Origin of the sequence: Yersinia alsatica (assembly GCF_025133195.1) — a bacterium.
In the GTDB taxonomy this organism is placed as follows: domain Bacteria; phylum Pseudomonadota; class Gammaproteobacteria; order Enterobacterales; family Enterobacteriaceae; genus Yersinia; species Yersinia alsatica.
Window position 1 is genome coordinate 1,305,995 of sequence record NZ_CP104006.1, and the last position, 15,489, is coordinate 1,321,483.

The window sequence follows — 15,489 nt, forward strand, 5'->3', positions numbered from 1 at the left end:
CATGAAACATGTAACTCCGTAATAAAAAATCAAAAATATTATCAGCACAATGATTTCCATATTATGCCGCGTAATGTAAGTTCAGTAGATACTTTATATCGCCCATTCATCTGCAAAATAAAATGCATTGAGTGCAGGCTGCCAGTCGCTGGACTTAACGACAAAACACCTTGGAGTTTTTGGCAGCTACGCCCTGAGCTTGCTGAGCGTTTAGTCGGCGTCAGATATTGATGAGTCAACATTGGGTTTGGTAAGCAATAAATCTTTTATCATGGGTCTCAGCTACTACTCCTGAGGCAACATTAGCCTCGGCGATATATTGTACTCTACTAAAGTGGTAGGTACCCAGAGAGTTATTGATCATAACCTCAATGAAATTATTGACAATACATCTTAATGTATTTGCGATATTGCTTGTATAGGTTGGGTTGTCTAATTGATCCTCAACGCTAAAGGTCTGCTTTCTTTGACGTGTAAAACGGATTATGGATTTCATGTGTTTATATCCGTCATCACCAAGTGCTCATAAGGTATACGACATGACATGTTCTGAGCTTTTTTACCAATAGCCATATGAGTAGCGGTGTCAATAATAACATTAAGATAGGAGATGAAGGACATCGTACAGTTCATTTTCTGTTCGCTGAAAATACCAATTTGTTAACGGTCAGTAGCCAATATTGTTCATTAGGAACCGCTAGTTTCACCTGCACTTGTTTAACCTGCCCCTCGGTACCGATAATCATCACTTTCATAATATTACCAAACATCAACAGTTGCTCAAATACCATACACCCAATATTTTATACCAAAAGAGTTACTGGGCATTAACGTAGTAAAAAAGTGCTTCTAAACAATCGGATAGTGCCCCATATACTGACAGCTCTACGTGACCAGCGGACTAACTTACTGGGGTGACGGATGCCATATAGCGCCACTATGCCCGAGCCAACCATCAAATATTTTCGCATACCGACGATTTTCGCCCAGCCACGATCATAAGGTGCGGTGACTTCAAGCCAATGCGCGGCACTGTTAGCGAGATCCAGACGTTGCTGCTGGATCTCCTGTAACAATGCGGCTTTCTCCTGTGCTAATTGACGGCGGCTCAACGCTCTTTCTCCAATAATTCGCGGTCTATTTCCAGTTGCTTACGGGTAGAACCCAGCAACGTGGAGCGGCGCGCTTTGGCGAGTGTCCAGATGAAACCAATTATCGCCAGTATTAATAGCACTGCCGTTGTCGAACCCAACGCCATTAAACGATAGGCAGGATCAATCGCCCATATCATTAATACTAACAGGCTCATTAAACCGAAAGCAGTGAGTAGCAGAGTAATCCCTGCCATCATCAGCAACTGAATCAGGGTTGCTTTTTCTTCTTCCAGTTCAATCGCGGCCAGACGGACACGGGTTTCAACCATGCCAACGACAATGGTGGCGATGCGCTGAACAGTATCGAGGACCCCTTTGCCGGGGCCCTGAGTTTGAGGAAGTTCAGCCATAATCAGCGGCGAGACAACAGAACGCCTAGCACCACGCCAACTGCGGCACCGATACCCACACCATGCCACGGGTTGTCATGGACATAAGTGTCGGCCTTATCAGCAATTTCTTTGGTTTGGGCAGCGATTCTATCGCTAGTTTCACTCAGACGCTCGCGGGTGTCTTTCAACGCGCTTTCTGCCTTAGCCCGCAGCTTATCGAGCTCAGCTTTCGGCTTATCGGTCGAAGATTGCAATACTTCTTCCAAAGTATCCGCCAGGGACTTAAGTTCGGCGCGTAAATGTTCAGAGGTTTTATCTTGTGGCATGTAATAGCTCCTTAACATAACTGAGGTGAATACCTAATCTAGTGAATTTCTCTGGTAGTTGATAGGTTAATAATCCTAATAAATTCCAAATAATTCACTGTTTGTGTATTTAACTGTATTTAAATATGGAGTCGCTACTTTTGCGCCTGAGCTTGTTTTAGCTCAGCTTGTGCTTGCGTTAACTTCTTCTGTTGCTTAGCAATTTTGTCAGTATCACCTTTTTGCTGAGCCTCTTTTAGCTCTTGTTTCCGCTCAGTGACTTTGCGCTGCTTTTCTTTGATTTTTTCCTGCCGCTCAGCTTTTAGGCTTTCAACAGTGCAATTATTTTTCACTTCTTTCAAGGCTGTTTCAAGACCTGCGGCGCGGCGGGTGTTGCCATGCTGTTTGGCATAATCAATCTGCTGTTGGATTTCTTTGGCTTTGGTGTCGCATTCATTCGTCTGGGCAACACTACCAAACGCGATAACAGGTAACACCAACAGGAGAAAGGCCCGTAGCGAAAAAACGGTACGTAACAACATAGTATTGCTTCCTTTTACAGCAAGAATCAGGGTGAAATAGGCTGCCGTGAATGACTAAGCATAGCGCTGAATGATGTGATACCCAAGTTTACTACGGGATTTTTTATAGATTAATCATATATCAGCAGAATAAAAGGGTAATAAAGAAAGGATGAATGCGGGAAGTTAACTCCCCGCAATGGAAATTACCCTACGTTTTGTAGGTTATTTCTGAACGCCGGCAATAAGCGCTGACGTTTTTTTGACTCGCTCGAGACAATAACATAACCACTTGGCAGGATATCCTGCAAAACTTCAATGGCTTCTGTTTGTTGCTCCGGAGACTCCAGGCTCACCACCAGACTGTTATTCTCTGGGGTGATGCTTTTGATGCGAATCCCACGTTGGTCGAGATGTTGATAGAGATAAAACCCATCGGGTAAAGACAGCCCCTGCTGATTAGGTCGAATTTTCAGGGCACTTTCTGTGCGCATGATGATCGGCGTAAACAACAGCGCTGCCAGCAACAAAACCGTAACTGGCAGAATAAGATAGTGCCAGACCGGGCGGCCAAAACGGCCCCTGAGGTTGATCACTCTGGTTTACCTTTGTTTTTGTCTTCAACCGGGGCTGCGTTTTTCTTGCGCCAAAGCACATATAAAGAACCAAACAGGCCGATCACTAAGAGTGCCAAAGGCAGCAACATTAAGACGAACATGACTTCATCTTCGTATTTCAGGAATACTGGGGTCTTACCAAAGGCAAAGCCCATGGTGGTCAGGATCAAGACCCACAGCAGGCCACTCATCCAGTTGAAGAATTGAAAACGGGCATTGCTCAGGCCGGAAAGCCCAGCAATTGTTGGTAACAAGGTGCGCACGAATGCCAGGAAACGGCCAACTAACAACGCGGATAACCCGTGGCGATGGAACAGGTTATGGGCGCGTTGATGGTAATGAGCTGGCAGATGGGATAGCCACCCCTGCACGATTTTTGTATTCCCCAGCCATCGCCCCTGAATATAACTGACCCAGCACCCAAGACTGGCTGCGGTGGTTAATACCACCAGTGTTATCGGGAAACTCATGGCACCTTTTGCAATCAGCACGCCAACTAAAATCAGCAAGCTATCGCCAGGTAAAAAGGCTGCTGGAAGCAAGCCATTTTCCAGAAAAAGTATCACAAACAGCAGGATGTAAATGGCCCAGACCAGAGATGGGTTCGCCAGCGTCTCATAGTCTTGTGCCCATAAAGCATGTAAGAGTTCTTTAATGATATCCATCTGGTATTCCTAAAACGTCATTGTTTGTTGTATGCATCGTTATGGATATAAACACGATAATAACGGTATCTGATGGTTTTTCGTGTTTAAGCGATGGTTTTGATAAAGGTACCAACAGGCACGTAGAACAAACCAATTCGCTGATATCTAGCAGTAAATTTACTTCTTGTTGCGTGACTTCAGCAATGACTCAACCAAGAAGTTCTCATGCCAAACGGTGGTAGGTAAGCATCCCGCTATATTGAGTATTACTCTCTTTCCAGCCACCCACACGATTTTGCTGTGCCGATACATGGAATATCCAGTTGGAGTACTTCAGCAGTGGCAGTGATTGCCGCGGCTGTTTGTAGATTTCATCTGCCCTGCTACTGCGAGACATTGCCAGATGGGGGTTACCAAGCCAGTTGTTATTGGCGAGGGAAGGATTAGCAGAACCGCTAAAGTTTGTCGCACCCAGTCGGTTTTTTATGGCGGTCTTTTTGACGGGGACACCCATCAGACGCAATTGCGAATAGAGGCTTTTCTTTTGTAGATGCAGGTATGACGAAAACCCATTTACGGATGACGATGTGTGGCTGGAATAGTGGCAGTCAAGCGCAGATAAGGGTACGGGTGAATGCGTAGGCGATAGCAGGCTGCCGGAAACGGAACCGACCCAGCACGACACTGCAATAAACAGAGCAAACAACCAGCGCATGTATTTGCGTTTCGCTCCCCAAGCATACAAATAAAAAAGTGCTGCCACTTTAGCAAAATAGCGAGATATGAAACAGGGAAATATAGCGGCTAATTGAGTGTTTTTTAAGCGGTAGTTTAAAAAAAGGCCTAATGCTGACATTTGCTGACAGAAGCCAACATTTACTGACCACAACGCGGCATAAATTTGCAGGGAAGAGAAAGAATAGTGCTGGTTTCTCTCCCCTGTGAACTACCGCTGTAGAGGGTAAGTATCGGCCTTGCTGTTGTCGTCCGCTTGCTGTTTGTTTGTCGCGCTAAGTTCTTTAGGGATATCAAGATTAACAACCGGATTTTCTGTGAATAGATAGCGGTCCACATTAAACTCAAAATCATCTGTAGTGGCACGGAACAGCATCTGTTTGGTATTTTCCAGATGCTGCCACATAGCCAGTTTACTGGCATAGGGATCTTTACGCATCAGTGCTTCAAGGATCCTATCGTGATCTTCGCACCAGCTCTCCATCGACTTATCATCGATATGCTCGTGCAGCTTGATCCAGTAAGGGTTATGTACCCGCTGGCCCCACATCTTTTCGACAATCGTGGCCATGGCAGTATTTTGCGTCGCCAGAGCAACTTGTACATGAAATTTCAGATCCCATTGCGAGTCGCGGAAACGATCTTCTTGCCGCGCATGTTTTTGGATCTCGATTAATTGCACAATATCTTGCCGAGTCACTTGTGTAGCAGCAAATTCCGCAATATTACTCTCGATCAACTGACGCGCTTGCAATAGCTCAAAAGGACCAGCAGTGGCGAACTCAATGCCCTGATTGGGCATCACCAAGTGCTTTTGCTTATTCGACATCACATGGATGCCGGAGCCTTTGCGCACTTCGACGTAACCTTCCACTTCCAACATGATAATCGCTTCACGGACCACGGTTCGGCTGACATTCATTTCTTCGGAAATGTAGCGTTCTGCAGGCAATTTATCGCCTACCGGGTAAACACCCGCTTCGATGCGCTGCTTTAACTCTGCGGCTAACTGCTGGTACAACCGTCTGGTTTCTGTGAATTCCATGATTAAGGCTCTTGGGATCAATTGAGATCGTAGATTTAGCGACTCATTTTGTCTGGAAGGCATTATATCCCGAAGGAGATACAATTGGACTTGTTATACCACTTATCCCAATTGGGTTCTAGTCATTGCTATCACAGTTGTGATGGAAAAAGTGCGGTAAATAAGGTGCAAAGAGGGTATATAAAAAAAGCCCGGCAAATCATTGCCGGGCCATATCTCCGTTATCTTGCAAGTTGCAGCAGTATTGATGAATCTTATTAATCCAGTTAATTGATTTATATCAACTAATTTGGATTTTTCAGCCATCGACCTGCAATTTGAAATCTATCGGATACAGACATGGTGATTAATTCTGTCCGGCCGGAGATTGTTGAATCGGGTCGATAGCCGGTTCTGCTGCTGGACGGTTTTGTAGCACTGTCCAGATAACCACAACGGCCAACACGTCAAATACAGCCAGTGCAGCGAACAGCGGGCTGAAGCCCATGGTATCTGCCAAAGCACCCACCACTAGGGCGAACATGGTACTGGCAGTCCAGGCCGCCATACCCGTCAAGCCATTGGCGGTTGCCACTTCGTTACGACCGAAGACGTCGGATGACAAGGTAATCAGTGCCCCAGACAGTGATTGGTGCGCAAAACCACCCACACAAAGCAGTGCGATAGCGGCATAAGGGCTGGTGAACAGACCAATGGTTCCCGGAGCAATCATCAACAGGCCACCCATAGTTACCACTAACTTACGGGAAACAATCAGGTTAACTTTGAAGTATTTCTGGAATAACGGCGGCAGGTAACCACCCAAGATGCAGCCTAAGTCGGCAAACAGCATTGGCATCCAGGCAAACATGGCGATCTCTTTCAGGTTAAAGCCATAAGCTTTAAACATGAACAGTGGGATCCAGGCGTTGAATGTCCCCCAGGCCGGTTCAGCCAAGAAACGCGGGATAGCAATCCCCCAGAATTGACGGTTACGGATAATCTGCATTGCAGACATCTTTTTAGCGTTAGCGGTGGAGTGCTGTGCTTCTTGACCACTGAGGATGTATTCACGTTCTTCATCAGTCAGTTTTTTCTGGTCTTTCGGGTGTTTGTAGAGGATTAACCAGGCAATTGCCCAAATCAGGCTAAGCACGCCGGTGATGATAAATGCCATCTGCCAGCTGTGCATGACAATAGCCCATACCACTAATGGTGGAGCAATCATGCCGCCGATAGAGGAACCGACGTTGAAGTAACCCACTGCAATGGAACGCTCTTTCGCAGGGAACCATTCACTACTGGCTTTCAGACCCGCAGGGATCATAGCAGCCTCTGCCATACCTACCGCGCCACGGGCGATAGCTAAACCACCCCAGCTACTGGCCAATGCGGTGCTCATACAGAATATGGCCCACATAACGGCAAACATGGCATAACCCACTTTTGTGCCCATGACATCCAGAACATAACCAGCTACCGGTTGCATAATGGTGTAAGCAGCAGAATAAGCGGCAATAATATAAGAATATTGTTGTGTGGTGATATGTAACTGCTCTTGCAACGTCGGTGCTGCAACAGCAATAGCGTTACGTGTTAAGTAACCTAATATGGTGCCGACGGTGACCAAAGCGATCATGTACCAGCGTAAGCCTTTAATTTTACGCATCATTTATAACTTTCTCCCAGTCTAAGATTACTGCCATGAAACGTAGCCTGTCGTCACGTTTCATGGCGCAATTTGGTCCATCCGACATCGCTGTGCATGCGGTGGCCATGACCCTTATTAATTGACGTTGCAGCGTTGTTAGCTGCTCTCATTCACCCGAGTTACTGACTAAAGTCAGCTCCCCGGGATTCAGTCGTTTGCTGCCTACCTGCAACACCAATTACTTTGGGTCGTGTCTTCATAATTGAGTTGAGGCTGAAATTCCGTCGGTAGCTTCAACTGCTTTGGGTTACCTTGCTATTTGAGGCCGTAGTGCTGGTACGGCCTCATTTTGATATCCCATTTGGGCCAAATCAGCGCGTTTATTTAAATCGTGCGGATGAGATGACTGATGGCGACGCAACAATAACTTGTCATACAGATTTAAAAGTTGAGTGATATCACAAAAACCACTTTTCAATTAGGGAATAATAGAACCCGACAGACTTAGTGCCGCAAGGGGCTAAATAGACTATAAATGTTGAGTATTTGTTCTTTTTGTTAGGTTTTTGCGATCTCTATCTATAAAAAATGCTGGACGATAGATGAAATTGGTGTGATAACTTCGCGATAACAGAAAGCAGTACTCTAAGATGTACTCAAGTGAGGAACCTAATATGGCGCAGTTTTTGACCGAAGACTTTTTGCTCGACACCGAATTCGCCCGTCGTCTGTATCATGACTATGCAAAAGATCAGCCGATCTTTGATTATCACTGCCATTTACCCCCTGAGCAGATCGCAGAAAACTACCGCTTTAAGAACTTGTATGACATCTGGCTGAAAGGTGACCACTACAAATGGCGTGCTATGCGGACTAATGGTGTAGCAGAACGTCTGTGTACTGGCGATGCCAGTGACCGCGAGAAGTTTGAAGCTTGGGCGGCCACGGTTCCTCATACTATCGGCAACCCACTGTATCACTGGACGCATCTTGAATTACGCCGCCCATTTGGTATTACAGGCAAGCTGCTATCTCCGGCAACATCAGAAGAAATCTGGCAGCGCGGTAACGAATTGCTGGCTCAGGACAACTTCTCTGCGCGCGGTATCATGCAGCAGATGAATGTCAAAATGGTCGGTACCACAGACGATCCTATTGATGACCTGCGTCACCACAAAGCCATTGCCGCTGACGGCAGCTTTAATATTAAAGTATTGCCAAGCTGGCGCCCGGACAAAGCTTTCAATATTGAAGCTGCGGGTTTCAACGACTATATGCAACGTCTGGAAGCGGCCGCCGATACATCCATCAGCCGCTTTGCTGATCTCTGTACTGCCCTGAACAAACGTATGGATCACTTTGCCGCCCACGGTTGTAAAGTTTCTGACCATGCATTGGATGTGGTGGTTTACGGTGAAGCTGACGAAGCCACTCTGGATACCATTCTGGCACGTCGTCTGGCCGGTAATCAGCCAAGCACTGAAGAGGCCGCTCAGTTTAAAACCGCGGTATTGCTCTTCCTGTCTGGTGAATATCACCGCCGTGAATGGGTGCAGCAGTATCACATCGGCGCACTGCGGAATAACAACAGCCGCATGTTCAATCTGGTAGGGCCGGATATCGGCTTTGACTCTATCAATGACCAGCCATTGGCACAGCCTTTGTCTCGTCTGCTGGATGCGCAGGGTCTGCGTAATGCTCTGCCAAAAACCATTCTTTACTGCTTGAATCCACGTGATAACGAAGTGATCGGCACCATGGTCGGTAACTTCCAGGGTGAAGGTGCTGCTGGGAAAATGCAGTTTGGTTCCGGCTGGTGGTTCAACGACCAAAAAGATGGCATGCAACGTCAAATGACCCAGTTGGCACAGTTGGGCTTATTGAGTCGCTTTGTCGGCATGCTGACTGATAGCCGCAGCTTCTTGTCCTATACCCGTCATGAATACTTCCGTCGCATTCTGTGCCAGATGATTGGTCGCTGGGTCGAAGATGGCGAGGCTCCGGCAGATATTGAGCTGTTGGGGTCAATGGTGAAAAACATCTGCTTTGATAATGCCAAGCAGTATTTCGCCATCGAGCTGTAATAGCCCAAACCGATTTAGCGATATATCCAAAGAACGAATAACAGGGCCGGTTACCGGCTCTGTGTAACTTTAACTTATTGTTTATTAACGCCTGGCTGCGCTGCGGTAAAACCTCTCTGCAAAGAAAGGATTGTCTGCAAAGCACGGACTGTCAGTAATGATGGGTCCACGGCTGTATGCGTTATGAGGTGAACCCTGATGCAAACCCTGAACCGTCGTGACTTTCCTGGCCGTAGCCACCCTGACAAAATCATCCAATTTGGTGAAGGTAACTTCCTGCGTGCTTTTGTCGACTGGCAGATTGATTTACTCAATGAGCATACCGATCTGAATGCCGGCATCGTGGTGATCCGCCCGATCGACACGGATTTCCCTCCTTCACTCAGTACTCAGGATGGCCTGTATACTGCGGTGATCCGCGGTTTGAATGAGCAGGGTGAAGCAGTGCGTGAATCTCGCCTGATCCGCTCGGTTAACCGCGAAATCAATATCTACCGCCAGTTTGATGAATATCTGGCGCTGGCACGTGATGCCAATATTCGCTTTATGTTCTCGAACACCACTGAAGCGGGGATTGCCTGGAATGAAGCGGACCAATTCAATGATGCGCCGCCAAGCTCCTTCCCAGCTAAATTGACACGTTTGCTGTTCGAACGTTTTGAGCATTTTAATGGTGCTGCGGATAAAGGCTGGGTGCTGTTGCCGTGTGAATTGATTGATTATAACGGCGAAGCACTGCGTGAACTGGTGCTGCGTTATGCCAGTCATTGGCAACTGCCCGCTGCATTCACTCAATGGTTGACTGAAAACAACAGGTTCTGTTCAACATTGGTTGACCGCATCGTGACGGGTTACCCTCGTGATGAGGTTGCTGCGCTGCAAACTGAGCTGGGTTATCAAGACAGCTTCCTGGATACCGCCGAATATTTCTATCTGTTTGTTATCCAAGGGCCAAAAGAACTGGCACAAGAGCTTCGTCTGGATAAATTAGATCTGAATGTCCGTATTGTTGATGACATCAAACCTTATAAAGAACGCAAAGTTGCCATTCTGAATGGCGCGCACACCGCGTTAGTGCCGGTCGCTTACCTCTCTGGGTTAGATACTGTCGGCCAGACCATGGACGACGCGCAAATCAGCAGTTTCGTAGAGAAAACCATTACTGAAGAGATTGTTCCGGTATTGGACTTACCTGAAGACGAGCTGTTGTCATTCTCTCAGGCGGTATTAAGTCGCTTCCGCAACCCGTTCATTCAGCACCAACTGCTGTCTATTGCCTTGAATGGTATGACAAAATTCCGCACTCGCATTTTGCCTCAGTTGCTGACTTATCAGCAGCAGAAAGGTAAGTTGCCGCCGCGTCTGACCTTTGCACTGGCTGCGCTGATCGCCTTTTATCGTGGTGAGCGTGATGGTCAAACCTATCCACTACAGGATGATGCCCATTGGCTGGAGCGTTTTTCAACCCAGTGGAGTGGCGTAAAGCACGGTGATATCGCGCTGGCTGAGTTGGTTAACAGCGTACTGTCTGATGCGGCCCATTGGGGGCAAGATCTGACCGCTGTGCCGCAACTGGCAAATCAAGTAACAGAACAACTGCAAACTATCATTGATCGCGGTATGAGAGCGGCAGTCGTGGCATACAGCTAAAGGTTTAACTATGCAAAGTATTATAAAAATTCACCCGTTGGATAATGTCGCTGTCGCACTGCAAGACTTGGCCGCCGATGACGTTCTGGAAATCGGCGAGTTTAGCGTTAAGTTGGCTCAGCCGGTGGCGCGTGGTCATAAATTTGCGTTAACGGCTATCGAGCCTGGGCAAATGATCGTTAAGTATGGTTTGCCGATCGGCCATGCACTAACCTTGATCCAGCCTGGCGAACATATCCATTCGCAAAATGCCAAAACCAATCTTAGTGATCTGGATGAATATCAGTATCAGCCGGAATTTAGCGATTTGCCGCCGCAAATGGCTGATCGCGAAGTCCAAATCTATCGTCGCGCCAATGGCGATGTCGGGATCCGTAATGAATTGTGGATCATTCCGACTGTCGGTTGCGTCAATGGTATTGCCCGGCAGATCCAGCAGCGTTTCCTGAAAGAAACACAAGATGCTGAAGGTATTGATGGCGTCTATCTGTTCAGCCACCCATTTGGCTGTTCACAGCTGGGTCAGGATCATGAAAATACCCGCACCATGCTGCAAAATATGGTGCGCCATCCTAATGCTGGCGCGGTGCTGGTGATTGGGCTGGGATGTGAAAACAATCAGGTCGACGTTTTCCAAACCACGTTGGGCAAAGTTGATGAAGATCGCGTGCACTTTATGGTGTGCCAGCAGCAGGATGATGAAGTTGAAGCGGGTCTGGAGCATCTGCGCGCGCTGTATCAGGTGATGCGCAATGATAAACGGACTGCGGGCAAGTTGAGTGAACTGAAGTTTGGTTTGGAATGTGGCGGCTCTGATGGTTTATCAGGGATTACCGCTAACCCGCTGCTGGGGCGTTTCTCCGACTATGTTATTTCCAATGGTGGGACTTCGGTTCTGACGGAAGTGCCGGAAATGTTCGGCGCGGAAAGGATCCTGATGAGCCGCTGCCGTGATGAAGCGACTTTTGAAAAGACCGTCAGTATGGTCAATGATTTCAAACAGTATTTTATTGCCCACAATCAGCCGATTTATGAAAACCCATCACCGGGCAATAAAGCGGGTGGGATCACCACATTGGAAGAAAAATCCTTGGGCTGCACCCAAAAAGCGGGTCAGAGCAAAGTGGTCGATGTGTTGAAATATGGCGAGCGCTTGCAACGCCCTGGCCTGAATTTACTCAGTGCGCCGGGTAATGATGCCGTGGCAACCAGTGCTTTAGCGGGTGCAGGTTGCCATATGGTGTTGTTCAGTACTGGGCGCGGCACACCTTATGGCGGCTTTGTACCCACAGTGAAACTGGCAACCAACAGTGAACTGGCGGCTAAAAAGCCGCATTGGATTGATTTCGATGCCGGTAAACTGATTCACGGCACCTCAATGGACACATTGCTGACTGAGTTTGTCGAGCTGATCGTCGAGATTGCTAATGGTAAACCGGCGCGCAATGAAGTGAATGACTTCCGCGAGCTGGCTATCTTTAAAAGTGGCGTCACCTTGTAAAAGTCATACTTTTTGATTAATATGAAACGGTGTTTTATTTTTTATGAATAAAACACCGTTTGTGTTATTAATCATGTAAGACTCAGTACGTATCAGGACCCACCATGACTTTCTATTGGTTTGCTCAATCTATTGGTGTATTGGCATTTTTTGTCGGTATCACCATGTTCTTCAACCGTGATGAGCGTCGTTTTAGACTGCAACTTTCTGCCTACAGCGCCATTATTGGCTGTCATTTCTTTCTTATGGGAGCCAGTGCCGCCGGCAGCAGTGCCATGCTGAATGCGCTGCGCAATCTGGTGGCCTCCAAAACCCGCAGTAACATCGCAATGATGGTATTCATCATTCTGACGCTGGCTTTTGGGCTCTGGCGTATGCAACACGGGGTGGAAATATTGCCGATTTTTGGCACGGTAATCAGTACCTGGGCACTGTTTCGCACTACTGGGCTGACGACTCGCTGTGTGATGTGGATATCCACCGTATGCTGGGTTATCCATAACGTTTGGTTGGGGTCTATTGGTGGTTCATTGATTGAGGGTAGTTTCTTGCTGCTCAACGGTTTTAATATTATTCGCTTCCGCCGCCTGCAATTAAAAGGGATAGACCCTTTCCGGGTTGAAAAGAAAGTCGCGAAAGAAGATGTCACCCAATGAAAACGGGGGCCATAAGCCCCCGCATGTCAGACTTATCTATAAATTTAGGCGCTTTTACGGCTTGCTAGCGGATCAGGATTTGCTAATCGCGCATCGTCGGCCTGACAGGCTGCGGCGGTGAACAGCACGTCGGTTGAGGAGTTCAGCGCGGTTTCGGCAGAATCCTGCAACACACCAATAATGAAACCAACAGCAACGACCTGCATTGCCACTTCGTTTGGAATACCGAACATACCGCAAGCCAGCGGAATCAACAGCAGCGAACCACCAGCAACCCCAGATGCGCCACAAGCACAGACTGCGGCAACCACACTTAACAGCAGGGCAGTTGGCAGATCCACCGCAATACCTAAGGTATGAACCGCCGCCAGTGTCAGCACGGTAATGGTTATCGCGGCACCGGCCATGTTAATGGTGGCACCCAACGGAATAGAAACGGAGTAAGTATCTTCGTGCAAATTCATCTTCTTGCACATTTCCATATTAACCGGGATGTTCGCGGCTGAGCTGCGGGTGAAGAAGGCGGTAACGCCGCTTTCACGCAAGCAAGCAAATACCAACGGGTAAGGATTGCGACGAATTTTCCAGAAAACAATCAGTGGGTTAACCACTAATGCGACTAATAACATACAGCCAATCAGCACCACCAGCAGTTGCGCATAGCCCAGCAATACGCCAAAGCCCGTTTCTGCCATGGTGGATGATACTAGGCCGAAAATACCCAGCGGTGCGAAGCGGATAACCACACGAACCACTTTGGTGACGGCATCTGACATATCAGTAATCAATGCTTTGGTGGTATCTGCTGCATGACGCAAGGCAATACCCAGCCCCACAGCCCAAGCTAGAATCCCGATATAGTTGGCATTAAGCAGAGCATTAATCGGGTTCGCTATCACGCTGTTCAGCAAGCCTTTTAGTACTTCAACAATCCCTGTTGGCGGAGTGATGTCCGCATTGAGGGTGGCTAATACCAAGGTTGATGGAAACATAAAGCTGACCACCACGGCAACCAGCGCCGCAGAGAATGTCCCCAACAGATACAAGAACAGAATAGGGCGGATACTGGTTTTTTGGCCTTGCTTATGGTTAGCAATTGAGGACATCACCAACATCAAAACCAAAACCGGCGCGACGGCTTTCAATGCGCCAACGAATAGCGAGCCCAACAAACCGACAGCCAGTGCCGCTTGGGTTGATACCAAGGCTAAAATAATCCCGGCAATCAAGCCGACCAGAATCTGTTTAACCAAACTGCCGCGGATAATAAATCCGATAAAACCAGATTGTGTCTTTTCCATAGTTTTCTAGTGATGCCTCTTCCCAAGTTAAACTTGTTTTATTTTTAGCCGATCAATGCATGAGCCGGAACGTGGCTCAGTGTTTAGTCTCACACCGGTAACTTAATATTATTTGTAACTGTGTGTGTTTGCTTTAACAGTATAAGGGAATCTATTGAGCAGGAAAGAGTCAATCAGCAAAATACAATGTGGATCAAATTTGCATAACATTTTGTTTACATTTATGTGATCGCAATAACATTTGGCTGAGAGTAAAGATGGCGAGATAAATACGGGGTAATGGTTACCCCGTATACTATATTATCTCGTTATCCGTACTATTTATGTGGGGTTTTATCTGCTACTGAGCGACGGTCTGCACGATGATTTGCCCAAGCATTAATAATCAATGTCAGAGCCAGAATGCTCGCGACCACACCTAATGAGATGCCGATAGGGATATGGAACAGGTCGATAATCATCATTTTGATACCAATAAAGACCAAAATAACCGATAGACCGTACTTCAACATTGAGAAACGCTCAGCGACGTTCGCTAACAAGAAGTACATAGCGCGCAGACCTAAAATGGCAAACAGGTTAGAGGTCAACACGATAAAGGGATCGGTCGTCACCGCGAAGATGGCCGGAATACTATCCACGGCAAAAATCACATCGCTCAATTCAACCAAGATTAATACTAATACCAGCGGAGTGGCATAGAGCAGGCCGTTTTTACGCACCGTAAAACGGTCGCCATGCAACTCGTCGGTCATGCGCAGATGATTACGAATCCAGCGTACCAGCGGCTTGTCGCCAATCGGCGTGTTGTCCTCTTTTGCCATTGCCATTTTGATACCAGTAAACAGCAGGAAGGCACCAAAAAGGTACAGGATCCAGCTGAACTGCGACACCAACCAGCTGCCAGCAAAAATCATAATGGTACGCAGCACAATCGCACCCAGCACACCGTAAATCAGTACCCGGCGCTGCAAGTTGGCAGGAACAGCAAAATAGCTAAATAGCATCAGCCAGACGAAGACGTTATCGACGGCGAGTGCTTTCTCAATTAGATAGCCGGTGAGGAAGGCCAATGCTTGCTTGTCGGCAATTTCACGCCCCATAGTTTCGGCCAGATACCACCAGAAACCGGCGTTAAACAGCAAAGATAAACTCACCCACACCAGCGACCAGCAGGCCGCCTGACGCAGTGTCATGGTTTGTGAGCCACGACGCCCCTGCAACAGCAAGTCGATGGCGAGCATAATTGTCACCACAACAGCAAAACACCCCCACAGTAAAGGAGTACCCACGGTATTCATCATTAAGGAA

Annotated in this window: 17 protein-coding genes; 4 read left to right on the plus strand and 13 right to left on the minus strand. The window is 47.5% G+C overall.

Annotation, left to right across the window (positions count from 1 at the left end):
- Positions 1 to 235: 235 nt before the first annotated feature.
- From N0H69_RS22245 to N0H69_RS05740, 11 genes are all read right to left on the minus strand, one after another.
- Positions 236 to 496: a sugar nucleotide-binding protein gene (locus N0H69_RS22245; RefSeq protein ID WP_050150604.1), complete on the minus strand. Its 261-nt coding sequence runs from the start codon at positions 494 to 496 to the stop codon at positions 236 to 238.
- Positions 497 to 629: 133 nt separating this feature from the next.
- On the minus strand, positions 630 to 770 hold the full coding sequence (locus N0H69_RS05695; protein ID WP_155412588.1) for a hypothetical protein: 141 nt from the start codon (positions 768 to 770) through the stop codon (positions 630 to 632).
- Positions 771 to 827: 57 nt separating this feature from the next.
- Positions 828 to 1,112, minus strand: a complete 285-nt coding sequence (locus tag N0H69_RS05700) for a YqjK-like family protein (RefSeq protein WP_050150607.1) — start codon at positions 1,110 to 1,112, stop codon at positions 828 to 830.
- Positions 1,109 to 1,504 (minus strand): phage holin family protein, encoded by a 396-nt coding sequence (locus tag N0H69_RS05705; protein WP_050123265.1) that lies wholly within the window; start codon positions 1,502 to 1,504, stop codon positions 1,109 to 1,111. The genes N0H69_RS05700 and N0H69_RS05705 overlap by 4 nt, the downstream gene beginning before the upstream one ends.
- Positions 1,505 to 1,506: 2 nt before the next feature.
- Positions 1,507 to 1,812: an ElaB/YgaM/YqjD family protein gene (locus N0H69_RS05710; protein WP_050150610.1), complete on the minus strand. Its 306-nt coding sequence runs from the start codon at positions 1,810 to 1,812 to the stop codon at positions 1,507 to 1,509.
- A 134-nt stretch (positions 1,813 to 1,946) separates the two neighbouring features.
- The gene (locus tag N0H69_RS05715; RefSeq protein ID WP_050150613.1) at positions 1,947 to 2,333 is read right to left on the minus strand and encodes a DUF1090 domain-containing protein; all 387 of its coding nucleotides are present in this window, start codon (positions 2,331 to 2,333) and stop codon (positions 1,947 to 1,949) included.
- A gap of 185 nt (positions 2,334 to 2,518) precedes the next feature.
- Positions 2,519 to 2,908 (minus strand): EnvZ/OmpR regulon moderator MzrA, encoded by a 390-nt coding sequence (mzrA, locus tag N0H69_RS05720; protein ID WP_050110355.1) that lies wholly within the window; start codon positions 2,906 to 2,908, stop codon positions 2,519 to 2,521.
- Positions 2,905 to 3,594, minus strand: coding sequence for a DedA family protein (locus N0H69_RS05725; protein ID WP_050150616.1), 690 nt, complete (start codon positions 3,592 to 3,594; stop codon positions 2,905 to 2,907). The genes mzrA and N0H69_RS05725 overlap by 4 nt, the downstream gene beginning before the upstream one ends.
- A gap of 205 nt (positions 3,595 to 3,799) precedes the next feature.
- The gene (locus tag N0H69_RS05730) at positions 3,800 to 4,291 is read right to left on the minus strand and encodes a hypothetical protein (protein ID WP_050110377.1); all 492 of its coding nucleotides are present in this window, start codon (positions 4,289 to 4,291) and stop codon (positions 3,800 to 3,802) included.
- A gap of 231 nt (positions 4,292 to 4,522) precedes the next feature.
- On the minus strand, positions 4,523 to 5,356 hold the full coding sequence (gene exuR, locus N0H69_RS05735; RefSeq protein WP_050150619.1) for a transcriptional regulator ExuR: 834 nt from the start codon (positions 5,354 to 5,356) through the stop codon (positions 4,523 to 4,525).
- Positions 5,357 to 5,702: 346 nt separating this feature from the next.
- Positions 5,703 to 7,007, minus strand: coding sequence for an MFS transporter (locus tag N0H69_RS05740; protein ID WP_072077428.1), 1,305 nt, complete (start codon positions 7,005 to 7,007; stop codon positions 5,703 to 5,705).
- Positions 7,008 to 7,660: 653 nt separating this feature from the next.
- Here N0H69_RS05740 and uxaC point away from each other — a divergent pair.
- The 4 genes from uxaC to N0H69_RS05760 all read left to right on the plus strand — a co-directional run bounded on the left by uxaC (position 7,661) and on the right by N0H69_RS05760 (position 12,877).
- Positions 7,661 to 9,070, plus strand: a complete 1,410-nt coding sequence (gene uxaC / locus N0H69_RS05745) for a glucuronate isomerase (protein ID WP_050150622.1) — start codon at positions 7,661 to 7,663, stop codon at positions 9,068 to 9,070.
- Positions 9,071 to 9,268: 198 nt separating this feature from the next.
- Positions 9,269 to 10,720: a tagaturonate reductase gene (locus N0H69_RS05750; protein ID WP_050123272.1), complete on the plus strand. Its 1,452-nt coding sequence runs from the start codon at positions 9,269 to 9,271 to the stop codon at positions 10,718 to 10,720.
- 10 nt (positions 10,721 to 10,730) lie between these two features.
- Entirely contained in the window at positions 10,731 to 12,221 is a 1,491-nt protein-coding gene (locus N0H69_RS05755) for a UxaA family hydrolase (RefSeq protein ID WP_050110350.1), read from the plus strand.
- Between the two features lie 104 nt (positions 12,222 to 12,325).
- Entirely contained in the window at positions 12,326 to 12,877 is a 552-nt protein-coding gene (locus N0H69_RS05760) for a YgjV family protein (RefSeq protein ID WP_050110349.1), read from the plus strand.
- A 44-nt stretch (positions 12,878 to 12,921) separates the two neighbouring features.
- Here N0H69_RS05760 and sstT read toward each other — a convergent pair whose 3' ends face one another.
- A complete protein-coding gene (gene sstT / locus N0H69_RS05765) occupies positions 12,922 to 14,178 on the minus strand; it encodes a serine/threonine transporter SstT (RefSeq protein ID WP_050134171.1) in 1,257 nt (418 codons plus the stop codon).
- Between the two features lie 317 nt (positions 14,179 to 14,495).
- Positions 14,496 to 15,482 carry a TerC family protein gene (locus N0H69_RS05770; RefSeq protein WP_050110347.1) on the minus strand — a complete coding sequence of 329 codons (987 nt, stop codon included), beginning with the start codon at positions 15,480 to 15,482 and terminating at the stop codon, positions 14,496 to 14,498.
- Positions 15,483 to 15,489: the final 7 nt, after the last annotated feature.

What these genes read in the sequence shown, in the direction of transcription:
- sstT (WP_050134171.1), bottom strand. Translation starts at nt 14,178, where the DNA reads ATGGAAAAGACACAATCTGGTTTTATCGGATTTATTATCCGCGGCAGT.
- N0H69_RS05710 (WP_050150610.1), bottom strand. Translation starts at nt 1,812, where the DNA reads ATGCCACAAGATAAAACCTCTGAACATTTACGCGCCGAACTTAAGTCC.
- N0H69_RS05770 (WP_050110347.1), bottom strand. Translation starts at nt 15,482, where the DNA reads ATGATGAATACCGTGGGTACTCCTTTACTGTGGGGGTGTTTTGCTGTT.
- N0H69_RS05725 (WP_050150616.1), bottom strand. Translation starts at nt 3,594, where the DNA reads ATGGATATCATTAAAGAACTCTTACATGCTTTATGGGCACAAGACTAT.
- N0H69_RS05750 (WP_050123272.1), top strand. Translation starts at nt 9,269, where the DNA reads ATGCAAACCCTGAACCGTCGTGACTTTCCTGGCCGTAGCCACCCTGAC.
- uxaC (WP_050150622.1), top strand. Translation starts at nt 7,661, where the DNA reads ATGGCGCAGTTTTTGACCGAAGACTTTTTGCTCGACACCGAATTCGCC.
- N0H69_RS05760 (WP_050110349.1), top strand. Translation starts at nt 12,326, where the DNA reads ATGACTTTCTATTGGTTTGCTCAATCTATTGGTGTATTGGCATTTTTT.
- N0H69_RS05695 (WP_155412588.1), bottom strand. Translation starts at nt 770, where the DNA reads ATGTTTGGTAATATTATGAAAGTGATGATTATCGGTACCGAGGGGCAG.
- exuR (WP_050150619.1), bottom strand. Translation starts at nt 5,356, where the DNA reads ATGGAATTCACAGAAACCAGACGGTTGTACCAGCAGTTAGCCGCAGAG.
- N0H69_RS05715 (WP_050150613.1), bottom strand. Translation starts at nt 2,333, where the DNA reads ATGTTGTTACGTACCGTTTTTTCGCTACGGGCCTTTCTCCTGTTGGTG.
- N0H69_RS05705 (WP_050123265.1), bottom strand. Translation starts at nt 1,504, where the DNA reads ATGGCTGAACTTCCTCAAACTCAGGGCCCCGGCAAAGGGGTCCTCGAT.
- N0H69_RS22245 (WP_050150604.1), bottom strand. Translation starts at nt 496, where the DNA reads ATGAAATCCATAATCCGTTTTACACGTCAAAGAAAGCAGACCTTTAGC.
- N0H69_RS05755 (WP_050110350.1), top strand. Translation starts at nt 10,731, where the DNA reads ATGCAAAGTATTATAAAAATTCACCCGTTGGATAATGTCGCTGTCGCA.
- N0H69_RS05730 (WP_050110377.1), bottom strand. Translation starts at nt 4,291, where the DNA reads ATGCGCTGGTTGTTTGCTCTGTTTATTGCAGTGTCGTGCTGGGTCGGT.
- N0H69_RS05740 (WP_072077428.1), bottom strand. Translation starts at nt 7,007, where the DNA reads ATGATGCGTAAAATTAAAGGCTTACGCTGGTACATGATCGCTTTGGTC.